The following is a 16,721-nucleotide window of genomic DNA, read 5'->3' on the forward strand; positions in this document are numbered from 1 at the left end:
TCATAGCAATACCACCAGTAGCTAAACATAATGCTAAAAGACGAGCGTAGGATAATACATCTCCCATGTAACCGAAAATATCCATTACACCATATGCACCGTTAGCCCATACCAACATTCCAATAGTAGCGAGTATTAATACGCCTCCTAATGCCATACCAATCATACCAATAGCAGGCATCATGTATCCTAAAGCAAGTAAGATAATACCAGCTTCGAAAACAAACCAACAAATTTGAGAACCAATAGCTTCTTTCTTATTACCATATCTTAAGTTGTTGATAGCACCTAATATAAATCCGATATTAGTGTAAATAAGACCCACTATGATAGCAATAATCAATATAGTATCTGGGTGTACGAATGCTTCAACAGGAGCAAATACGGTTGGTAAACGGAAACCAGCTATCCTTTCCGGGAAGTCCCCAATGAAACCGTTGGTTATTAAACCCAGTATCACAGCCCACAGACCGGACCAGATTAAAATCCAACCAAATGAATGCATTGATTCTTTAACTTTTCCAAGACCTTTCAGCAATACTACCCCAATAGCAGATACAACTAAACCATATACTGCATCGGTTAAACAGAAACCGAAGAAGAATGGGAATGTGATTGCAACAAAAATTGTTGGATCCATTGCATTGTAACGTACCGGAGAGTACATATCAACGAGATATTCGAAAGGTTTTGCATACCATCCATTCTGTTGTAAAATAGGAACATTTTCATCATCAGTACCTTCAACCTCTATTGTTTCAAAGGCACAATGTCCATCAGAACTTTTTTCAACGACTTGTTCAACCTTTTCGGTGTCCTTTACAGGCACCCATGCTTCAAGAACGTAAGCATCTTTGGTTTGAACAAATGATGAAAGAATTTCGTTCTTTTCTTTTTCATTTTCTAATTGTTCTTTGAGAGCTAATATCTCATCATCCCATTGTTCAGCGACTGCTCTTAATTCTTTTTTAACAGCAGCACGTTCTGAGTCAATTGTCAATAATCTGGAATCAGCATTTGAAATAATCTGTTGAGGAGAACCTTCAACATTACCTATTTCAATTTTCTCAAAGTCAAATTTACGAAGTGTTGAATAAACTTCATCACTATATTCTTTTAATGTTACTACGACGATAATTTCTCCTTCCTTATCATCCGCAGGAACAGAAAATACATCTAATTCATCTGTCAAGTTACTTAATTGATTTTTGATTTCTGAAGTAGATTCAGCATTAATCCTACCAACAGTAGTAGAAGTGTACTTTGAATCTTTTAAAAGAGCTAAATCCATGTCAAAATTGGATAAGTGCTTAGCCAAACTTTTATTAGACTTGAGTTCACTTGTTTCAGCGTCGAGTGCGGCTAGTTTTCCTTCAATTACATGTGTTTTAGACTCCACTTGAGCTAGTGTGTCTTCAGCTTTCTCAATGAAAGCTTCAGTATCTAGAGCTTCTACTTCTTTTTGAACTGGCATGTCTGGACTAATAAAAGACATTAATGTATCTTTTAACCCATGGCCTTCTGATAAAGAATTTCCTAATAGTTCAGATATACCATTTGTTTTCATTAGAAGAGAAGATAACTTACCAGTGTAAGGAGTAGCTTTTGCCGGAGTGACTAATTCCGCTAATTCAGGATCTTGCTGAACGCTATCAGAAATATCACTGACTTGTATAAGCCCTGATTCGTGGAGAGCATCCACTGTAGGAGCTACATACTTATCAAGTGTAACAATTCTAATTTTACGCATTCTAGCTGTCTTGAACATATAATCTCACACTACAAAATATTTTTGACAATAATTGAAGCAGCTTCATCCACATTTGCCATAGCCTTTTCTTTTAATGCACTTACGTCATCATCAGAGCTAGCAGCAATAGTTTTAGCTTCTTCTTTAGCTTTATCTTCTGCATCAAAAACAGTATTTTTAGCTTCTTCTTCTGCTGCAGCTTTAGCTTCGGAAATAATTTCTTCAGCTTTAACTTTAGATTCAGCAATCAAATCTTTTGATTGAGACTCTGAATCAATAATAAGCTGCTCAGCATCAGCTTCAGCTTTTTTTATCATTGCGATTGCGTCTGATATCTCTGCCATAATAAATCACCATGGTGTACTTATTTTTATTGTGCAATATATATATCTTTTACTATTTAATATTTGTAAAAATAGCTAAAATTTAAAATAGATTAAAAAAATGTATTCAAATAATTAAATTTACATGAAAAAATGATATAAAAAAAATAATAAAAGAAAAATAAGTTATTTATAGAACCATTTCAATATACTAGGAGGCAATTTCTGTAAATAAGCAAGAATTGCTATTATTACAACAATCAAACCAACTACAATGAATTCAATATTGTACGGAAAACCCAGTAATACATATCCTGCAACAGCAATAATTATTCCTTCAAAGAAAAATACTGCTTTGGTCCAACCAGGGTTCAGCATTATAACAAAATATGCCACACCAATCATAATAAGTATTACAGAAGTTGCAAGGACATCATTTGTTAACGGTTCGTGCCTTAGAATTGGAGATACACCCCAAATAATTAACACCAGCGCCAGCATTACCCCCAATAATTTAAACATTTTTACATTTGCCATAATAACACTTACATTTAATTATAACTTCATATTATTTATATCATTATATTTAGATGAATACATATGGAAAGAGCAGTTTGGATTATACTAAATGAAAATTTCTCACTTACTTTAGATAGTGAAATCAAAGACAAAAAAGTTGTGGATAAAAAATTCTCACCTGGCGGCGACATCTGGACAGAAGAACTGCCAAGATTAGGATTCAGCGATGAGACTGTTCAAAAGGATTATGATGAATTCCTATCAGACATCACAGCACTATTTTCAGAACCCCTTGCCGACGAAGTTTTCGTTGACGCAAAAATAGGTGAGGAATCAGAATATTTAAACAGCAAAAAGCCCTTGTTAATAAGAAAAATAGAAGAATACAGTGTGGATGAAATCATAAAATAGCATTAGCCTTGTTTAATACTTCATCCATTGTATTGAATTTTAAAGGTTCGCCATCATCGGAAACTTTTTGAGTGGTTATTAACACATTAGGGGAAGCCCATATATATGAATACATGAAATAAGCCACATTAATGAATATCAATAATGAAAAAGCAGATAAAGCCAATATTAAACATATCACATGTATCAAAGGATTGCCGTATCTTCGCTTATGCATCAATATAAAATCATTATCGGTTTCAATGATTGTGAACTTTTTTTCAGACAGTTGCTCGGAAATTTTTTCCATGTCCTTAAAACTGTCTGCACTTAATATCAATAAATCCATTTTAATCAACGTAAACTACAAATTCATCCAATTCTTTTCTTGGAGTCTCTCTTGGCTCAGCATTGCCGTAACCCAATGGAGTAAACAATATTGGTTCTTCATTTTCCTTTAAGTTTAAAAATTTATGAGCTTCGTATTTTTTAAATGCTCCAATATAACAGGTTCCAAGACCAACGTCCTGTGCAGCAAGAATCATATGATCCATTACGATTGTTGCATCAATGTCTGCAATGTTTCTTCCATCCCATGGTCTGGTCCATGCCTTGTCAATCTCAGCAACCACACAAAGCACATAAGGGGCTTCGGTAAACCATTTTGCACCATAAATTTTGGACAATTCATCCTTATATTTTTTAGCATCTATTACATAAACCTTGAATGGCTGTGCGTTAATGCCTGTTGGTGCAATTGTAGCTGCTTTTAGTACATATTCAAGTTTTTCATCTTCAACGGGTTTATCCAAATAACCTCTAACGCTGTACCTTTCAGTAATTACATCAATAAATTCCATTTTATCTTCCTCCTTCGTAAATTATATCATCCAAATCACAGAATCTTCTAAATTCATCTTCATCCATTTTTTCTTCATGAATATGGGCAATAATTCCCGGAAGCCTGCCAATCATGAAAACGCCAAGACCCAAATCCGGAGTAAATCCCAAATCGGATAGAATTGCAGCATTTGCCCCGTCAACATTAAGCCTGATATTCTTTTTTTGATATGCCAAATCCTCAACAGCCAACGCCAATTTAATATGAGGTCCAATAAAACCCTGCTTGATTACAAGTTCCATCAATTTATCGGCTCTCGGATCCACATTATGATACCTATGGCCAAAACCGGGTATTTTTTTATCCCCCAGGACATATTCATTGTATATGTCAATGGCCAAACTGGCAATCTGCTTATTGTCAATGTTGGAATCATCAGTCAAATACAAAGAATCTATTTTAGACTGATATAATTCCATTGTCTTTTCAATTGCCCCCGCATGCTTATGTCCAAAGGACAGTAATGCGCCGGCCACAGCAGAATTCATTGGTGAACCTGATGATGCAACCAAACGGGCTGTTTGGGTACTTGGCGGGGTGGCACCATGGTCACAGAATGAAACCAAAACCTGATTAAAGATTCTGCCTTCCTGAACTGAAGGCAATCTTCCTTTTAACATTAAATAAACCATATCACTGTATCTGATTTTTTCAATCAGATCCCTTTGATTATAACCTCTTGTGACAATCTTATCGGTTTCCACCTTTGATATGGCTGTTTTTAAAGAATGTGAATTTACCCTAAAATTATTTTCCTGCATTTTCATTTACCTTCAAATTAGTTATTAATAGTTTTATTATCATTATAATTTTAATGTTGCTACTCTCGGTTCGACAAAACATGAGGGTCTAACAGCAACTATTCTAACACCGCTTGCTCTCTGATTTCCAATATTAACATAAGCGCCTAAAACTGTAGTTTTTCCACCAAAACCCAAAGGACCAATGCCGGTTTCATTCAGTTGGTCGGTTACATACCTTTCAACATCACTTAAGTTGTCCAGATTCCCATACGCAATCGATTTTAAAAGCAGCGCATTGGCTTCATAGTGTGTTCTTCCAATACCTATTGATGGTATTGATGGTGTACATCCTAGGAGTTTCAGCGAATCCTTTAGCCATCCGCAGGCAGTGTCAACTACATTGGAAAATGAACGCTTATGATAAACCCTATAGGTTTTAGCCCTAATTTCAGGACCTCCTCCTTCAAGAATAAAATGAATATTCAAAGTATCCTGTGAAATTTCCCTCATATATGACGATTCATCATTTCCACAATCAATCAAAATTGAAGCCGGCTTGAGCATCCCAGGCATTTCATACAATCCTCTGGACTGTTCTATTCTTTCTGTGAAATCCCCTTTTACAGCCATCGGCCTTGCCGGAAGACTGTTTAAACCCAAAGCAATGCCTTCGTGAATCTGGTTTAACAATTCTCCGGAAATTTCCCTTTCAGAACCCATTTCTATTATGACATGAGGAATTCCGGTATCATCACACAACGGGAATTTATCTCTAAAAGCAACATTGTAATTTTCTAAAATCTGGGTTAATGCCCAACGGGCGTTTTCATTATTTTCACTTTTAATGGCTCTCTTTAAGGCATTTAACTTATCATCACTTAAAGAGGTTGAAGCATCAATAATGGTTTTGGAAATATCTTCTAGAATATCCATAAAATCACTCAGGAACAGATAAATCACTGGATTGGTTAGGTGATGCAACGGCATCCGGACAATAACTGTCAATCATACGTTTAACCAACATTACCTGTTTTATGCGGGCAATGGCTTCTTTTTGTGTAGTGTCCCAATTATGATTTGCAGCTACAGACCCTCCGGTTTTCAGATATGCCGGTGATGCCACGTCAATGAATTTAGGAACTTCATAATGTCTGATAAATCCGCCTGTTGATTTTGGGTTTTCAGTATGCAAATCCAAAGAAATATCAACAGCATTCCTGATGGCTGCAATCATAGGAATCTGCAAGTCCCTAACAGGATTTAAAGAGTCAAGACCCATTTCCTCAAGCAGTTTTGCAGAAGCGGGATTTGAATGGCCTGCATGTGCTGATAATTTAAAATGAACATTTTTTGGAATTTCGCCTTCACTGCGCATTTTATTTAAAACCCACAGCAATCCCTCATCATAAAGCAATATTCCCCTAACGCCCAAATCGCATGCCCTTCTAACATCCTCAATTGCATAAACCAGATTATCATAACCTCTTAAACGGTACCCGATTCTGCTTCCTTCCTGGGTGTGTACGGTAGCTGAAGTATCATAGGTTGCCCTTGGACCAACGGATAAAAATAGCTCACATCCATATCCTTTAGCCAGATCTACCATTTCCTTAATTTCACTGTCAGTTAAAAGCATTATTCCCTTTGTTTGGGTAACCCTATGGATAAAAATGTCATTTTTTAATGATTCATTTAAAAGTGCATCCATTGTTTTTGGAGATTGTATTCCAGGAACTTCAAAACGGTACTGTCCCCCATCATTGAACCTTTTAGAGGATTTGAAGTCTGCAGAAGTTTCCTCGATTCCTGATTTTTTAAGAAAATCTTTTGTCTTATCCATATTATCTACCGTTTAATTTACTAACAACATACCTCATGGAATACTCTTCAAGCGAATCAATAACCGTGAGGTTTTTTACATCATAAAGAGGATTGTTGGATTTGAATTTGTCTATCAATTCGCTTAATTGATATGGATTTTCAAAGTCCCCCTTCGGAAGCAATGTGAGATTTTGAAATACCCCATTTCTGAAGTTCTTATCCAATTTGATGATAACATTTGATGGCCTTTTTTCGGGATACAACTCATTTAACTTATCGTCTGAAAGAATTATCATTCTGTTTACCAAGTTTTTAATACTGTTTACTTTATCAACAGTAGAATAATTTTCCAAAAGACCATATTCCATTAACTGATCTATATCATCCACTGTAACCTCACCAACGACCAATGATATTGCCACAGCATAAGGAAGTGACTGTTTTAGCTCATCCATATTTTTTGGATTGAAATTATTGTGTTCTGCGGCTACAGAATAGGTTTTAACTGCAATGTTTTCAATATGGTCATATTCATCTCCTATACTTGCCTTCAGCTTTAACGCAGTGTCGATTGAAGAGTGAATATGTCTGCAGAACGGATATTTCTTGAAGTAAATGTCTCTCACCCTTACTTTTCCTATGTCCTTCAACACCTCTTCAAAGGAAAAGTCTTCAGCAGTATAATCGGTGTTGTCATAAACCATGGTTTTTAAAAATCCTTCATTGCCTTCAAATATTGTCCCGCTACCAGTAAAACCGTTTCTTGCAAGGATTGCAGACAATATTCCATTATACACAGCTTTTCCCACATGAAGTGATTTGCCCATAGACCCCCCATGGTCGGATTCCAGCAGTCCCGCAGCCTGGGTTCCGCATAATCCCAGTGCATTTAATATCTGTTCTTCATCAAGCTTCAGCAATTTTGAAGCAACAGTTCCGGCTACAAAAGCCCCTATTGTTCCTGTTGTATGAAATCCTTTGTTTCTGTGCATAGGATTTACAATTTTTCCAAGTAAAATTCCGACTTCATAACCTACAATAACACCTTCCAAAAATTCCTTTCCGCTTAAATCATAACTTTCAGCGATGGCTAATGCAGTTGGAAATATTACTGAACCCAAATGAATCTGTGCACCTCTGTGACCATCATCAAGTTCCAATACATGAGCTGAAACACCATTTAGGAATCCTGCACTGAGAATATCTGTCTTCAGATTTCTTCCAATGACTGAAGCTTTTAAATTTAATATAAAGTTTCCTGAAAATATTTCTTCAACTGTATTAAAAGCTATTTTTGAAGCGTTTTCCTCAGATCCCCGGTAAGTTACTCCAAAAAAATCCAGAAAAGCAGCTTTTACAGTGGTGATGGATTCCACAGTTGCCTGTTCATAACGATAGTTTGAAATAAATTTAGAAATATTTTTTAAAAACATAAAACACCTAGAATAATATATGTAAAAAGTACTATTAAAAATTTAAGTTATATGTAAAAACAATTTTTCAAAAGGAAATAAAAATTGATTTAAACTGCAGGAACTCCAGTTAAAACCAATACTATGTGAGCCACAATAGCTGCGCCATAATATGTTGCTGCAATAACCAAAATAGTAATTACAACTGCTCTCCATCCTAAAGCTTTAAATTCATCCCAGCTTTTACCCATACCAATACCCACATAAGCCAAAAAGACTGTAACGATTGATAAAAGCTCTACTTTAGAAACATAATAAAGGACAAAATCGGAAGTCGGCATTCCCGGAAATGCAAGAATTATACCGAATATACTTATATATAGAATTGAAGAGACATTGAAAGGCAAATATCTTTCCAGCCAAACGCCTGCCAAAGTTATAAGAGATAAAATGCCCATACCAACTAATGAATCAGTCATAGGATGTTTATAACCCAAATTATTGCCGATTACTGTAATTATTGAAAATATCACCAAAAGCAAAATCCAGTTAAAGATACCGTGAACTGTAACATTTTCAGATCCGTCAATCAAATCCGGCATTATTCATCCTCCTTTTCAGGCACTATAGGATCCCTTCCAATTTTTGGTTCCAGCCAGTTATACATTTTTTCAGTTAATGGAAGTGCAACAAATATTACAATATATATTCCGACACAGAATGAAAGCAAATTACTGAATCCGGCAAATGCCTCAATTTGAGTTTCCAGACCTGGAAATGCCGCAAGGGTAGGTCCAATAGCTGCCGCATTCATACTTGCACTGCCCACACCACTTGCCATAGCAAATGCATAAGGGTGCAATGGAATAAATGAAAGTGAAAAAGTAACCAGGAAACTAATGAATATTGTACCTATAACAGTCCCTATAATAAATATTGCAAATACTCCTCTTGATTCCGGAGAATTAAAACCGTATTTATCAACAACAACCGCAACATTCGGTTCACGACCAATAGAATTTGTCATACCAATAGATTCCTTTTTAAATCCTAAAAGCAATGCAATCGGAAGAACCAGAATTGTTGCCAAGTGGCCCAATTCCTGTAGAATTAAAGCAGGACCCATCTGGAATATCAAGCTTATAGATTGGCCGCTTGATACAGCCAATTTTGCAATTAGAACTCCAATGAAAAGCATCATGGCCCCTTCAGCAATACGGGCTTGTTTTCTCTGAATCCATGTTACAGGTTTGGCTAAATAAAAAACAAGGCCTAAAATGATTGTATAAATCAAAGGCATTATTGTAATGGCAACATCTTTCGCGAGTGGAATTTTAATTGTACCGATTATCTCTGCAATAATAACTAAAACAAGTACAGTACCATGCAATTTGTAATCTCTCCAAGGATTTTTCTTTAAAATCCTCTTATCGGTTTTTTCACGGTAAATATGCTCTACCTGACCATCCTTATTCGGAATTTTCATCCACTCCCAAACATTGAAAATATTTGTATAATACTATTTTCTTTAAACATATTATATAAATTAATAAGATTAAATCTTAAAAATTTCTCAAAAAGTGAATAGAAATCAATAAATTTATTCCGAAAATGAGAATTAAATCATACCTGTGACAAGCAATGTCAGATGTGCAATAGTTGCAGAACCAAGATAAGTTCCGGAAATGACAATCATAGCAATAATTACTCCTTTCCAGCCAATCTTTTTAAATTCAGCCCAATCATTACCTATCGCAATCCCGACATAAGCTAAAAACGCAGTACAAATAGTTGCCAAATTAATTTGTGAAACATAATGCATTACAAAACCAGATGTTGGAACACCAGGAATAGCTATAAAAATACCGATTAAACTAATGTAGATAATTGATTGAATTTCATACGGGACAATCCTTTCAAGAGACATGCCAACAATTGTAATAACGGAAATTATCATCATTCCGATGAATGAATCGATTAAGGAAGAGTGATAACCTACAGCATTTCCAACGGTTACAATTAGTGAAAAAATTAAAAGCAATGCTCCCCATCTTTTAAGTTTTCCAAATGACAATTCCTCTTTAGAGATATACTTATCCTGTTTTACCCCCTGAATCTCATACTCATCATCAATAGACTCATCATCACTATTTCCAATATGCGGAGATAACCAGCCATATAATTTCTCTGCAAGAGGTATTGAAACAAAAATACACATATAAATACCAAAGCAGAATGAAAGAAGATTACTGCAACCTGCAAAAGCTTCCAAATCAGTAGCCATTGTCGGATAAATGTGAGATATCGAAGCCAGAGATGCAGCATTCATACTTGCACTTCCGATACCTGAAGCCATTGCAAAGGCATATGGATGAATTGGTAAAACTGAAACTGAAATACTTGACAAAAGACTTATAAAAGCAGTTCCAATAATGGATCCAATAACAAAAATCGCCAAAACTCCACGCGCTTCAGGAGATTTGAAACCATATTTGTCAATAATAACTCCCAGGTTAGGTTCACGACAAATGGAACTGGTCATACCAATAACTTCTCGCCTGAAACCTAAAAATAAAGCAACAGGCAATGCAATAAGAGTCCCCAAATCTCCCAATTGCTGTAAAATCAAAGCAGGACCCACATTAAAAATATCACTTATGGAATTACCGCTTGAAATTGCTAATTTAGCGATTAAAACTCCTATGAATAAAACCATTACTCCTTCAGCTACTTTAGATTGCTTACTCCCTACAAATTTAATAGGTTTTGCCAAAAAAAGGGCCAATCCCATAACTAAAGCATATAATAACGGCAACAACACAATTTGAATATCATCGGTTATTTTAATCTCAATAACACCGACAAACATAGAAATGATGACCAAAACCAAAACAACTATGTGCAACTTATATTCGACCCACGGAGGCCTCTTTTTAACAGCCCGATCTGTTTTTTCCCTAAAAGGATGTGTCTGATTAGTAATAAAATCCCCTCCAACATGTGAAAGAATTATTTGTTAATTATAACTTCAGCAGAATATGTTCTCCATTTTATTTGCATATGGAGCGAACATATGAATTCGACTTTGCCATACTTATTAATCATACCTATAAAAAAAGTAGTATATAAATACATATGACATAATTCACATTAGTTCTAAAATTGGGAAAAAAAATAGGGAAAAATTAAATATTATTTCACAAAAAGTGAATAAAAATAAATTAGTAAAAATTGTTCAAATTTAAAAATAACAATTAAAAGAAATTCATATACTATAATAACATTCTACAAAGAGGTTTTGACAAGTGTCGACGAGCTGAAACCGGTGTTTCATAAAACTGAGAATTTTCTAAAAATCTGTCGATTTTAATAGGAACTTTTTCATCAGATGCAATTTTATTTCCACATTTTTTACACTTGAATCCTTTATTCCTACCGGCAGATGCCATCCTTTTTCCGCATTCACAAATCGGATTTTGATATTCTACATCATTTAATTTTATGACCTGGAACTTCTCAATATTAAATGTATTTTGCTCACCAATTCCGCCAAAGACTCTAATGATGTCACCTTCCCTCAAATAGGAAACGGTTTTTCTAAAGTTTTTTGTTGGCTCATATGCACCGCATTCTATTTCACCAGATTCATCTTTAATGTAGAAAAACATATGCCCCCCATCAATGACAGTTGGCTTATTTTTTACTTCCCCAACAACTTCATAACATCCGTACTGTTTCATGGAAGAAATATTATCTGCCTTTTGAATATGCATATCAGTATGCTGATTTGTTTTAAAGATACACCAATCTACAATCGGTTCGGCCACTTCAACAATTTCTTTTGCTTTTTTCAATGCCTCAACAGTGTTTGACCGAATTCCATACAACACAGGACACGGTGTTTTAGGCTCGATAGCAATATAGTTTTCAGAATAATCAATGTTTTCAAATGTGTCCGGAAATGTTTCTTTATCCATTAAATAAACGGAATCATAATTTATGCGCCTTTCAGTTCCGTAATTTTTAGAATCCCTATAAGCAAGTAATTCAAAAGTATAATCGCTTAAAGGCAAGCTAATAGCTGCGATAGATCCAATAATGCCTCTGCCTTTTTTGAATTTATGAATCTCACAACCGACGGATTTGCCGAATTCTTCAGCCTCTTCGATTGTAATGAACTCATAAATTGCCCGAAATGCATAATCCTCCATTTCCTTTGTGATTTCACCATCATAAAAAATTACGCCCGGATTCGTATTGTCGCAGTCAAACATGGATAATTTTTCAACTTCGCCCAAAACAATTTCCTTTGCCAAACCGGCATTTTCATCATTTTCAATTTTTAAGCTAACTCCGCCATTACCCCTAGTCTTAAATCTGGCAAAAGGATTTAAGCGAATTAATCTGGGATAATCCTGTAGTTTGATTCCATTTTCTTCAAATTTATTGATAATTTGACTTGCAAGATATGTTGTGCACATTCCATCGGGAGAGTCAGTATCATCAATACCAATGTGTAAAAAATTAATTATAATCACCTTAAATATAAAATTATATTAGAGTTAAAACAATATATAGTTTAGAGGAATTTAATTATGTTAACTCGAGGAAACTTGCTACAGCAGATTGAAAATTTATTGAAATCACAAGGATATAAAACCTCAGACATTTATGAACAGGGTTCCTTTGATTTGGTAGCCAGGAAAAACCTATTGATTTTACTTTTAAAAACATTTTTAAATATCGACAGCATTAACGAACATAATGCTCATGAAATGAAACAGTTGGCCAACATATTTTTGGCTTCACCTATCATCATCGGCGAAAAATCCAGAAACGGGTTTCTCGAAGAGGGAGTAATCTATGAAAGATATGATATCCCAACCATTGGCCTTGACACATTCAAAAACATGATTTTATACAATGAGTATCCCGAAATTCTAGCCGACCGTGGCGGATACTTCGTAAAGATTGATGGAAATGTCATAAAGCAATACCGTGAAGAATATTCAATGTCACTAAAGGATCTGGCAAATCTAGCTCACGTTTCAAGAGCCACAATGTATAAATACGAAAATGGAATAGTTCGCGCAAATACCGAAACGGCAATGATACTGGAAGAAATTCTCAATACAAAAGTTACCCTCGATATTGATCTGCTTAAACAACCTCAAAAAGAAGACATTGAATACAATGACGATACAACAGACCTGTCCAAATTAGGCTATGGTGTTTTGTCCACAAACAAAAGTCCTTTTGATGCAGTGGCAAAAATGAAAACCTCAGACAAGCATTCGCCATTAATGGCAAATGTCGAAAAAAACAGAAGTGAAAAAACATTGAAAAGAATGGCAGTGCCACTTAAGGATTTGTCAATGGTTACAACATCAGAACCGGTATTTATAATCAACAACGATAAAATAAAAGATTCAATCGGAACAATTCCGGTTATAAAATCCTGGGAGTTAAAGGAATTTGAGAACTCAAAGGAATTATTGAAAATGATTAAAGAGAGAAAAGAGAACTGAAGTGATTATCATGGAGAATTTACAAATTACAGGCATGGAAAATCATCCAATTAAATGGGTTTGCAACTACAAAGGACAAAATGCAATTGGAATCTGCGGCAAGACACAAAAAATAGCTATGTTTGCATCAGATGAGCGAGTTTCAAGAATATTGGACGACATTGTAATTGGAACCGATGAAGCCCAGGAAGGATACGGCTGTGAAGAAAAGGACCGCTGCTGTAATTTTGAATGCGAATTATGCGAAATCTCCCCAAGGCAATACCTCCAGATTACAGGCAAAAAACCATCCAATAAAAATATAAAGGATTTGATTAATGGCCTTAAGGATTTGAATGATTCCCTTGAAGCTGAAGGATATGTTCCTTTTGAAGAATATGAAGTTGTAAAACTCTAAAATTCCTTTAAAAGTGAAAAATCTTCACTTGCCTCTTCAACTTTGGCAACACCCAATGCAATGGCATCTATATAGTCAATATTTTTAAAAAAAGTGAAAGTTTCTTTTGGTTTTAAAACACCAGCCGCCAAAGCTCGGGTAGCTATTACCTTTTTATTTAATTTTAGCAATCTCTGCTTGAAATCTTCCCTTTGGGATGCATTGAATGCTGAAATATCCATCATGTAAGAAAGAGAATTGAATGGAATCATATAAAAATCAAATAAATCCATATCTAAATTTTTGGAAATCAGATTTGTTGTCTTTGATGGAAATGAAGTAACCAAACCTGAAAGGGATCCTGAATTATTTATTTCACTCAAAATCTTTGAAGTGAGTTTCCAGTCATAAGCGTCGGTTATGAATTCATCAACCAGCATCAACGGACAGTCATAACCTCTGAATAACTCAATGTCATCCTCCCAGTCTGCCTCTTTTGCAACTTCATAATTTGGGTTTAAATAATCCACATCGGATTTTCCCACAGTTGCAATGACTTTCATCTCACATCCATTATCTCGGACAATATCATATGCTTCAAGCAAAACAGGATCGTTTACAAGGTTGATTGCGCGAACACCCTGATTATAAGATTCCATTATAACTTCAGCAATATTTTGAGGACTTGTATACAAATCCACCTGATAAAGTCTGGAACGATGCCCAAAATAAGGTTCTGCGATGAATGGTCCGTAACCTAAAATTGTCTGCGGAATTGAGTTGCCTTTAATCTCCAAGTCCTCGAAAAACATATTATCACTATTCTTTTTCAACTACAACAGCAGTTCCATAAACAAGGATTTCCTGCATTACCTGTGAAATTTCATTTGAATCAAATCTGATGGCAACAATACCATTTGCCCCTAACTCTTTTGCATGCTCAATTGCCCTAAGCAATGCTTCATCACGGGATTCTTCCATCATTTTTACATATTGTTTGATTTCTCCACCAAATAATGATTTTACACCGGCACCTATTTGTCCACCGGCACCTCTGCTTCTGACAGTCAATCCATAAATGAATCCTTTAGTTTCGACTATTCTGAATCCTGGAATATCATTTGCTGTTGATATTGGAAATTCGTTTACTGATACCATATTTATCACCTAATTTAAAAAAAAGAATTGGAAATTCTTTTCAGTATTATTTTATTCATTTGATTTAATAAAAATATATCTAATGTTGGGATTTTAATATATTTAAATATAATAAAAAATAGATATTTAACTAATATTTATTATTAAATATTCTTTTAAATGACAATATTATGGTGAAAATATGAAAGTACTTATCGCTGATTCAATTAATGAAAAGGGTATTGAAAATTTAAAGGAAGTGGCCGAAGTTGTCGTTGATACCAGCATCACTCCTGAAGAATTGGCAAATACCATCCACGAATACGACGGAATTGTTGTAAGAAGTCGGACAAAACTTACTGCTGACATAATCAAAAAAGCAGACAACATGAAAATAATCGCAAGAGCCGGTGTTGGAGTAGACAATATCGACCTTGATGCCGCAACCGAAAAAGGAATCATGGTTGTAAACTCCCCTGAATCCACTTCAGTGACTGTAGCGGAACACACCATGGGATTAATCCTAAGCATGGCACGTAAAATTTCCATTGCAGATAAATCTGTTAAAGAAGGCAAATGGGAAAAGAAAAAATTTATGGGTGTTGAACTTAGAAATAAAACTCTCGGTGTAATCGGTATGGGAAGAATCGGTTCACAGGTAGTCAACAGATGTAAAGCTTTCGGCATGGATGCTATGGCATATGATCCGTACTTGCCTGAAGAGGTTGCAAAACAAATGGGTGTTGAACTAACCGATTTGGAAACCGTTCTTAAAAATTCTGATTTCATTACAATCCACGTTCCACTTACTCCTGAAACCAAACACTCCATTTCAACCGAGCAGTTTGAAATCATGAAAGATAGCGCATATATTGTAAACTGTGCCCGTGGTGGAATCATTGATGAAGAAGCGCTCTATGATGCTTTAGTCAACAATAAAATTGGTGGTGCCGCATTAGACGTATACGAAGAAGAACCACCGGCTGAAGATTCCAAATTATTTGAACTTGACAATATTGTATTGACCCCACACATTGCCGCTTCCACCAAAGAAGCTCAAAGGGATGCTGCCATCATTGTTGCTGACGAAATTATTGAATTGGCAAATGGAAAAGCACCAAGAAATGTTTTAAACATGCCACGTATCGACAACAATACCTACCAGGAAGTAGCTCCATACATGGAACTGTGTGAAAAATTAGGTAGTTTCATCTCACAGGGAGTCAACGGTAAAATAAAAGAAATCGAAATTATTTACAGCGGAGAATTAGCTGAAATTGACAATCTTGAAATTCTAACAAGAACTGTCATTCAGGGTGCAGTCAATCCGTTCCTAAGCTCACCTGTCAATGCCGTTAACGCAGCCCTTGTTGCAAAAGACAGAGGAATCAGCATTACTGAAGGCAGAAAAGACAAAGCTAAAGGATATGATTCACTCATTAAAGTTATTGCAAAAAGTGCTGATGACGTATTCTCAGCTGTCGGAACTCACTTACACGAATCAAGAATTTTAAAAGTAAACGATTATTGGGTGGACGTTATTCCTGAAGGACATATGTTCATTGCAAAATACGAAGATGTTCCTGGAAGTATCGGTAAAATCGGTACCAAACTCGGAGAACATAATGTTAACATCGGAATTATGCAAGTTGGAAGAGATGAAAAAGGCGGAAGAGCAATCATGGTTCTAACTTTAGATAAAGAAATTCCAAAAGATGTTATCAAAGAAATCCAAGCTTTAGACAATGTTTATGAAGCTAACGGATTAGAATTATAAAAAACAATTTTTCACCATAATTGTTTTTTATTTTTTACTTATTT

At 35.2% G+C, this 16,721-nt stretch carries 19 protein-coding genes; 4 read left to right on the forward strand and 15 right to left on the reverse strand.

Annotated elements, in window-relative coordinates; genetic code table 11:
- From Q0W04_RS02455 to Q0W04_RS02465, 3 genes are all read right to left on the reverse strand, one after another.
- A partial coding sequence (locus Q0W04_RS02455; protein WP_366938618.1) for a V-type ATP synthase subunit I occupies window positions 1-1,768 on the reverse strand: 1,768 nt, incomplete at its 3' end.
- Between the two features lie 11 nt (window positions 1,769-1,779).
- Complete coding sequence (locus Q0W04_RS02460) at window positions 1,780-2,094, reverse strand: HrpE/YscL family type III secretion apparatus protein (RefSeq protein ID WP_298499948.1); 315 nt, start codon at window positions 2,092-2,094, stop codon at window positions 1,780-1,782.
- A 165-nt stretch (window positions 2,095-2,259) separates the two neighbouring features.
- On the reverse strand, window positions 2,260-2,610 hold the full coding sequence (locus Q0W04_RS02465) for a hypothetical protein (protein ID WP_298499951.1): 351 nt from the start codon (window positions 2,608-2,610) through the stop codon (window positions 2,260-2,262).
- A 63-nt stretch (window positions 2,611-2,673) separates the two neighbouring features.
- On the opposite strand from Q0W04_RS02465, the gene Q0W04_RS02470 reads away from it, so the two are divergent.
- Window positions 2,674-3,003 (forward strand): hypothetical protein, encoded by a 330-nt coding sequence (locus tag Q0W04_RS02470; RefSeq protein WP_298499954.1) that lies wholly within the window; start codon window positions 2,674-2,676, stop codon window positions 3,001-3,003.
- On the opposite strand, the gene Q0W04_RS02475 is transcribed toward Q0W04_RS02470, so the two are convergent.
- The 10 genes from Q0W04_RS02475 to Q0W04_RS02520 form a co-directional block, all read right to left on the reverse strand.
- Window positions 2,993-3,331 (reverse strand): hypothetical protein, encoded by a 339-nt coding sequence (locus Q0W04_RS02475; protein ID WP_298499956.1) that lies wholly within the window; start codon window positions 3,329-3,331, stop codon window positions 2,993-2,995. The genes Q0W04_RS02470 and Q0W04_RS02475 overlap by 11 nt on opposite strands.
- 1 nt (window position 3,332) lies before the next feature.
- Window positions 3,333-3,842, reverse strand: a complete 510-nt coding sequence (locus Q0W04_RS02480; RefSeq protein WP_298499960.1) for a nitroreductase family protein — start codon at window positions 3,840-3,842, stop codon at window positions 3,333-3,335.
- Between the two features lies 1 nt (window position 3,843).
- The gene (locus Q0W04_RS02485; RefSeq protein WP_298500173.1) at window positions 3,844-4,644 is read right to left on the reverse strand and encodes a citryl-CoA lyase; all 801 of its coding nucleotides are present in this window, start codon (window positions 4,642-4,644) and stop codon (window positions 3,844-3,846) included.
- A 42-nt stretch (window positions 4,645-4,686) separates the two neighbouring features.
- The gene (locus Q0W04_RS02490; protein ID WP_298499963.1) at window positions 4,687-5,559 is read right to left on the reverse strand and encodes a fumarate hydratase; all 873 of its coding nucleotides are present in this window, start codon (window positions 5,557-5,559) and stop codon (window positions 4,687-4,689) included.
- A gap of 4 nt (window positions 5,560-5,563) precedes the next feature.
- A complete protein-coding gene (locus Q0W04_RS02495; protein ID WP_298499966.1) occupies window positions 5,564-6,466 on the reverse strand; it encodes a peptidase in 903 nt (300 codons plus the stop codon).
- A 1-nt stretch (window position 6,467) separates the two neighbouring features.
- Window positions 6,468-7,880 (reverse strand): MmgE/PrpD family protein, encoded by a 1,413-nt coding sequence (locus Q0W04_RS02500; RefSeq protein WP_298499969.1) that lies wholly within the window; start codon window positions 7,878-7,880, stop codon window positions 6,468-6,470.
- Window positions 7,881-7,969: 89 nt separating this feature from the next.
- Window positions 7,970-8,461, reverse strand: a complete 492-nt coding sequence (locus Q0W04_RS02505; RefSeq protein ID WP_298499972.1) for a hypothetical protein — start codon at window positions 8,459-8,461, stop codon at window positions 7,970-7,972.
- Window positions 8,461-9,345 carry a DUF3100 domain-containing protein gene (locus tag Q0W04_RS02510; RefSeq protein WP_298499975.1) on the reverse strand — a complete coding sequence of 295 codons (885 nt, stop codon included), beginning with the start codon at window positions 9,343-9,345 and terminating at the stop codon, window positions 8,461-8,463. The genes Q0W04_RS02505 and Q0W04_RS02510 overlap by 1 nt, the downstream gene beginning before the upstream one ends.
- Window positions 9,346-9,477: 132 nt before the next feature.
- A complete protein-coding gene (locus tag Q0W04_RS02515) occupies window positions 9,478-10,728 on the reverse strand; it encodes a DUF3100 domain-containing protein (protein ID WP_298499978.1) in 1,251 nt (416 codons plus the stop codon).
- A gap of 403 nt (window positions 10,729-11,131) precedes the next feature.
- Window positions 11,132-12,397, reverse strand: coding sequence for a tRNA(Ile)(2)-agmatinylcytidine synthase (locus tag Q0W04_RS02520; RefSeq protein WP_298499981.1), 1,266 nt, complete (start codon window positions 12,395-12,397; stop codon window positions 11,132-11,134).
- A gap of 57 nt (window positions 12,398-12,454) precedes the next feature.
- Between Q0W04_RS02520 and Q0W04_RS02525 the strand changes: the two genes are divergently transcribed.
- Window positions 12,455-13,387 (forward strand): transcriptional regulator, encoded by a 933-nt coding sequence (locus Q0W04_RS02525; RefSeq protein WP_298499984.1) that lies wholly within the window; start codon window positions 12,455-12,457, stop codon window positions 13,385-13,387.
- 10 nt (window positions 13,388-13,397) lie between these two features.
- The gene (locus tag Q0W04_RS02530; protein WP_298499987.1) at window positions 13,398-13,784 is read left to right on the forward strand and encodes a hypothetical protein; all 387 of its coding nucleotides are present in this window, start codon (window positions 13,398-13,400) and stop codon (window positions 13,782-13,784) included.
- Here the strand turns inward: Q0W04_RS02530 and Q0W04_RS02535 are convergent.
- Window positions 13,781-14,575: a hypothetical protein gene (locus Q0W04_RS02535; RefSeq protein ID WP_298499991.1), complete on the reverse strand. Its 795-nt coding sequence runs from the start codon at window positions 14,573-14,575 to the stop codon at window positions 13,781-13,783. The two genes, Q0W04_RS02530 and Q0W04_RS02535, sit on opposite strands and share 4 nt — an antisense overlap.
- A gap of 7 nt (window positions 14,576-14,582) precedes the next feature.
- Complete coding sequence (locus Q0W04_RS02540) at window positions 14,583-14,921, reverse strand: heavy metal-binding domain-containing protein (RefSeq protein WP_298499994.1); 339 nt, start codon at window positions 14,919-14,921, stop codon at window positions 14,583-14,585.
- A gap of 181 nt (window positions 14,922-15,102) precedes the next feature.
- On the opposite strand from Q0W04_RS02540, the gene serA reads away from it, so the two are divergent.
- Window positions 15,103-16,677: a phosphoglycerate dehydrogenase gene (gene serA / locus Q0W04_RS02545; RefSeq protein WP_298499997.1), complete on the forward strand. Its 1,575-nt coding sequence runs from the start codon at window positions 15,103-15,105 to the stop codon at window positions 16,675-16,677.
- Window positions 16,678-16,721 lie beyond the last annotated feature (44 nt).

Source organism: uncultured Methanobrevibacter sp. (genome assembly GCF_947170395.1).
In the GTDB taxonomy this organism is placed as follows: Archaea; Methanobacteriota; Methanobacteria; order Methanobacteriales; family Methanobacteriaceae; genus Methanocatella.

What these genes read in the sequence shown, in the direction of transcription:
- Q0W04_RS02460 (WP_298499948.1), bottom strand. Translation starts at nt 2,094, where the DNA reads ATGGCAGAGATATCAGACGCAATCGCAATGATAAAAAAAGCTGAAGCT.
- Q0W04_RS02465 (WP_298499951.1), bottom strand. Translation starts at nt 2,610, where the DNA reads ATGGCAAATGTAAAAATGTTTAAATTATTGGGGGTAATGCTGGCGCTG.
- Q0W04_RS02470 (WP_298499954.1), top strand. Translation starts at nt 2,674, where the DNA reads ATGGAAAGAGCAGTTTGGATTATACTAAATGAAAATTTCTCACTTACT.
- Q0W04_RS02475 (WP_298499956.1), bottom strand. Translation starts at nt 3,331, where the DNA reads ATGGATTTATTGATATTAAGTGCAGACAGTTTTAAGGACATGGAAAAA.
- Q0W04_RS02480 (WP_298499960.1), bottom strand. Translation starts at nt 3,842, where the DNA reads ATGGAATTTATTGATGTAATTACTGAAAGGTACAGCGTTAGAGGTTAT.
- Q0W04_RS02485 (WP_298500173.1), bottom strand. Translation starts at nt 4,644, where the DNA reads ATGCAGGAAAATAATTTTAGGGTAAATTCACATTCTTTAAAAACAGCC.
- Q0W04_RS02490 (WP_298499963.1), bottom strand. Translation starts at nt 5,559, where the DNA reads ATGGATATTCTAGAAGATATTTCCAAAACCATTATTGATGCTTCAACC.
- Q0W04_RS02495 (WP_298499966.1), bottom strand. Translation starts at nt 6,466, where the DNA reads ATGGATAAGACAAAAGATTTTCTTAAAAAATCAGGAATCGAGGAAACT.
- Q0W04_RS02500 (WP_298499969.1), bottom strand. Translation starts at nt 7,880, where the DNA reads ATGTTTTTAAAAAATATTTCTAAATTTATTTCAAACTATCGTTATGAA.
- Q0W04_RS02505 (WP_298499972.1), bottom strand. Translation starts at nt 8,461, where the DNA reads ATGCCGGATTTGATTGACGGATCTGAAAATGTTACAGTTCACGGTATC.
- Q0W04_RS02510 (WP_298499975.1), bottom strand. Translation starts at nt 9,345, where the DNA reads ATGAAAATTCCGAATAAGGATGGTCAGGTAGAGCATATTTACCGTGAA.
- Q0W04_RS02515 (WP_298499978.1), bottom strand. Translation starts at nt 10,728, where the DNA reads ATGTTTGTCGGTGTTATTGAGATTAAAATAACCGATGATATTCAAATT.
- Q0W04_RS02525 (WP_298499984.1), top strand. Translation starts at nt 12,455, where the DNA reads ATGTTAACTCGAGGAAACTTGCTACAGCAGATTGAAAATTTATTGAAA.
- Q0W04_RS02530 (WP_298499987.1), top strand. Translation starts at nt 13,398, where the DNA reads ATGGAGAATTTACAAATTACAGGCATGGAAAATCATCCAATTAAATGG.
- Q0W04_RS02535 (WP_298499991.1), bottom strand. Translation starts at nt 14,575, where the DNA reads ATGTTTTTCGAGGACTTGGAGATTAAAGGCAACTCAATTCCGCAGACA.
- Q0W04_RS02540 (WP_298499994.1), bottom strand. Translation starts at nt 14,921, where the DNA reads ATGGTATCAGTAAACGAATTTCCAATATCAACAGCAAATGATATTCCA.
- serA (WP_298499997.1), top strand. Translation starts at nt 15,103, where the DNA reads ATGAAAGTACTTATCGCTGATTCAATTAATGAAAAGGGTATTGAAAAT.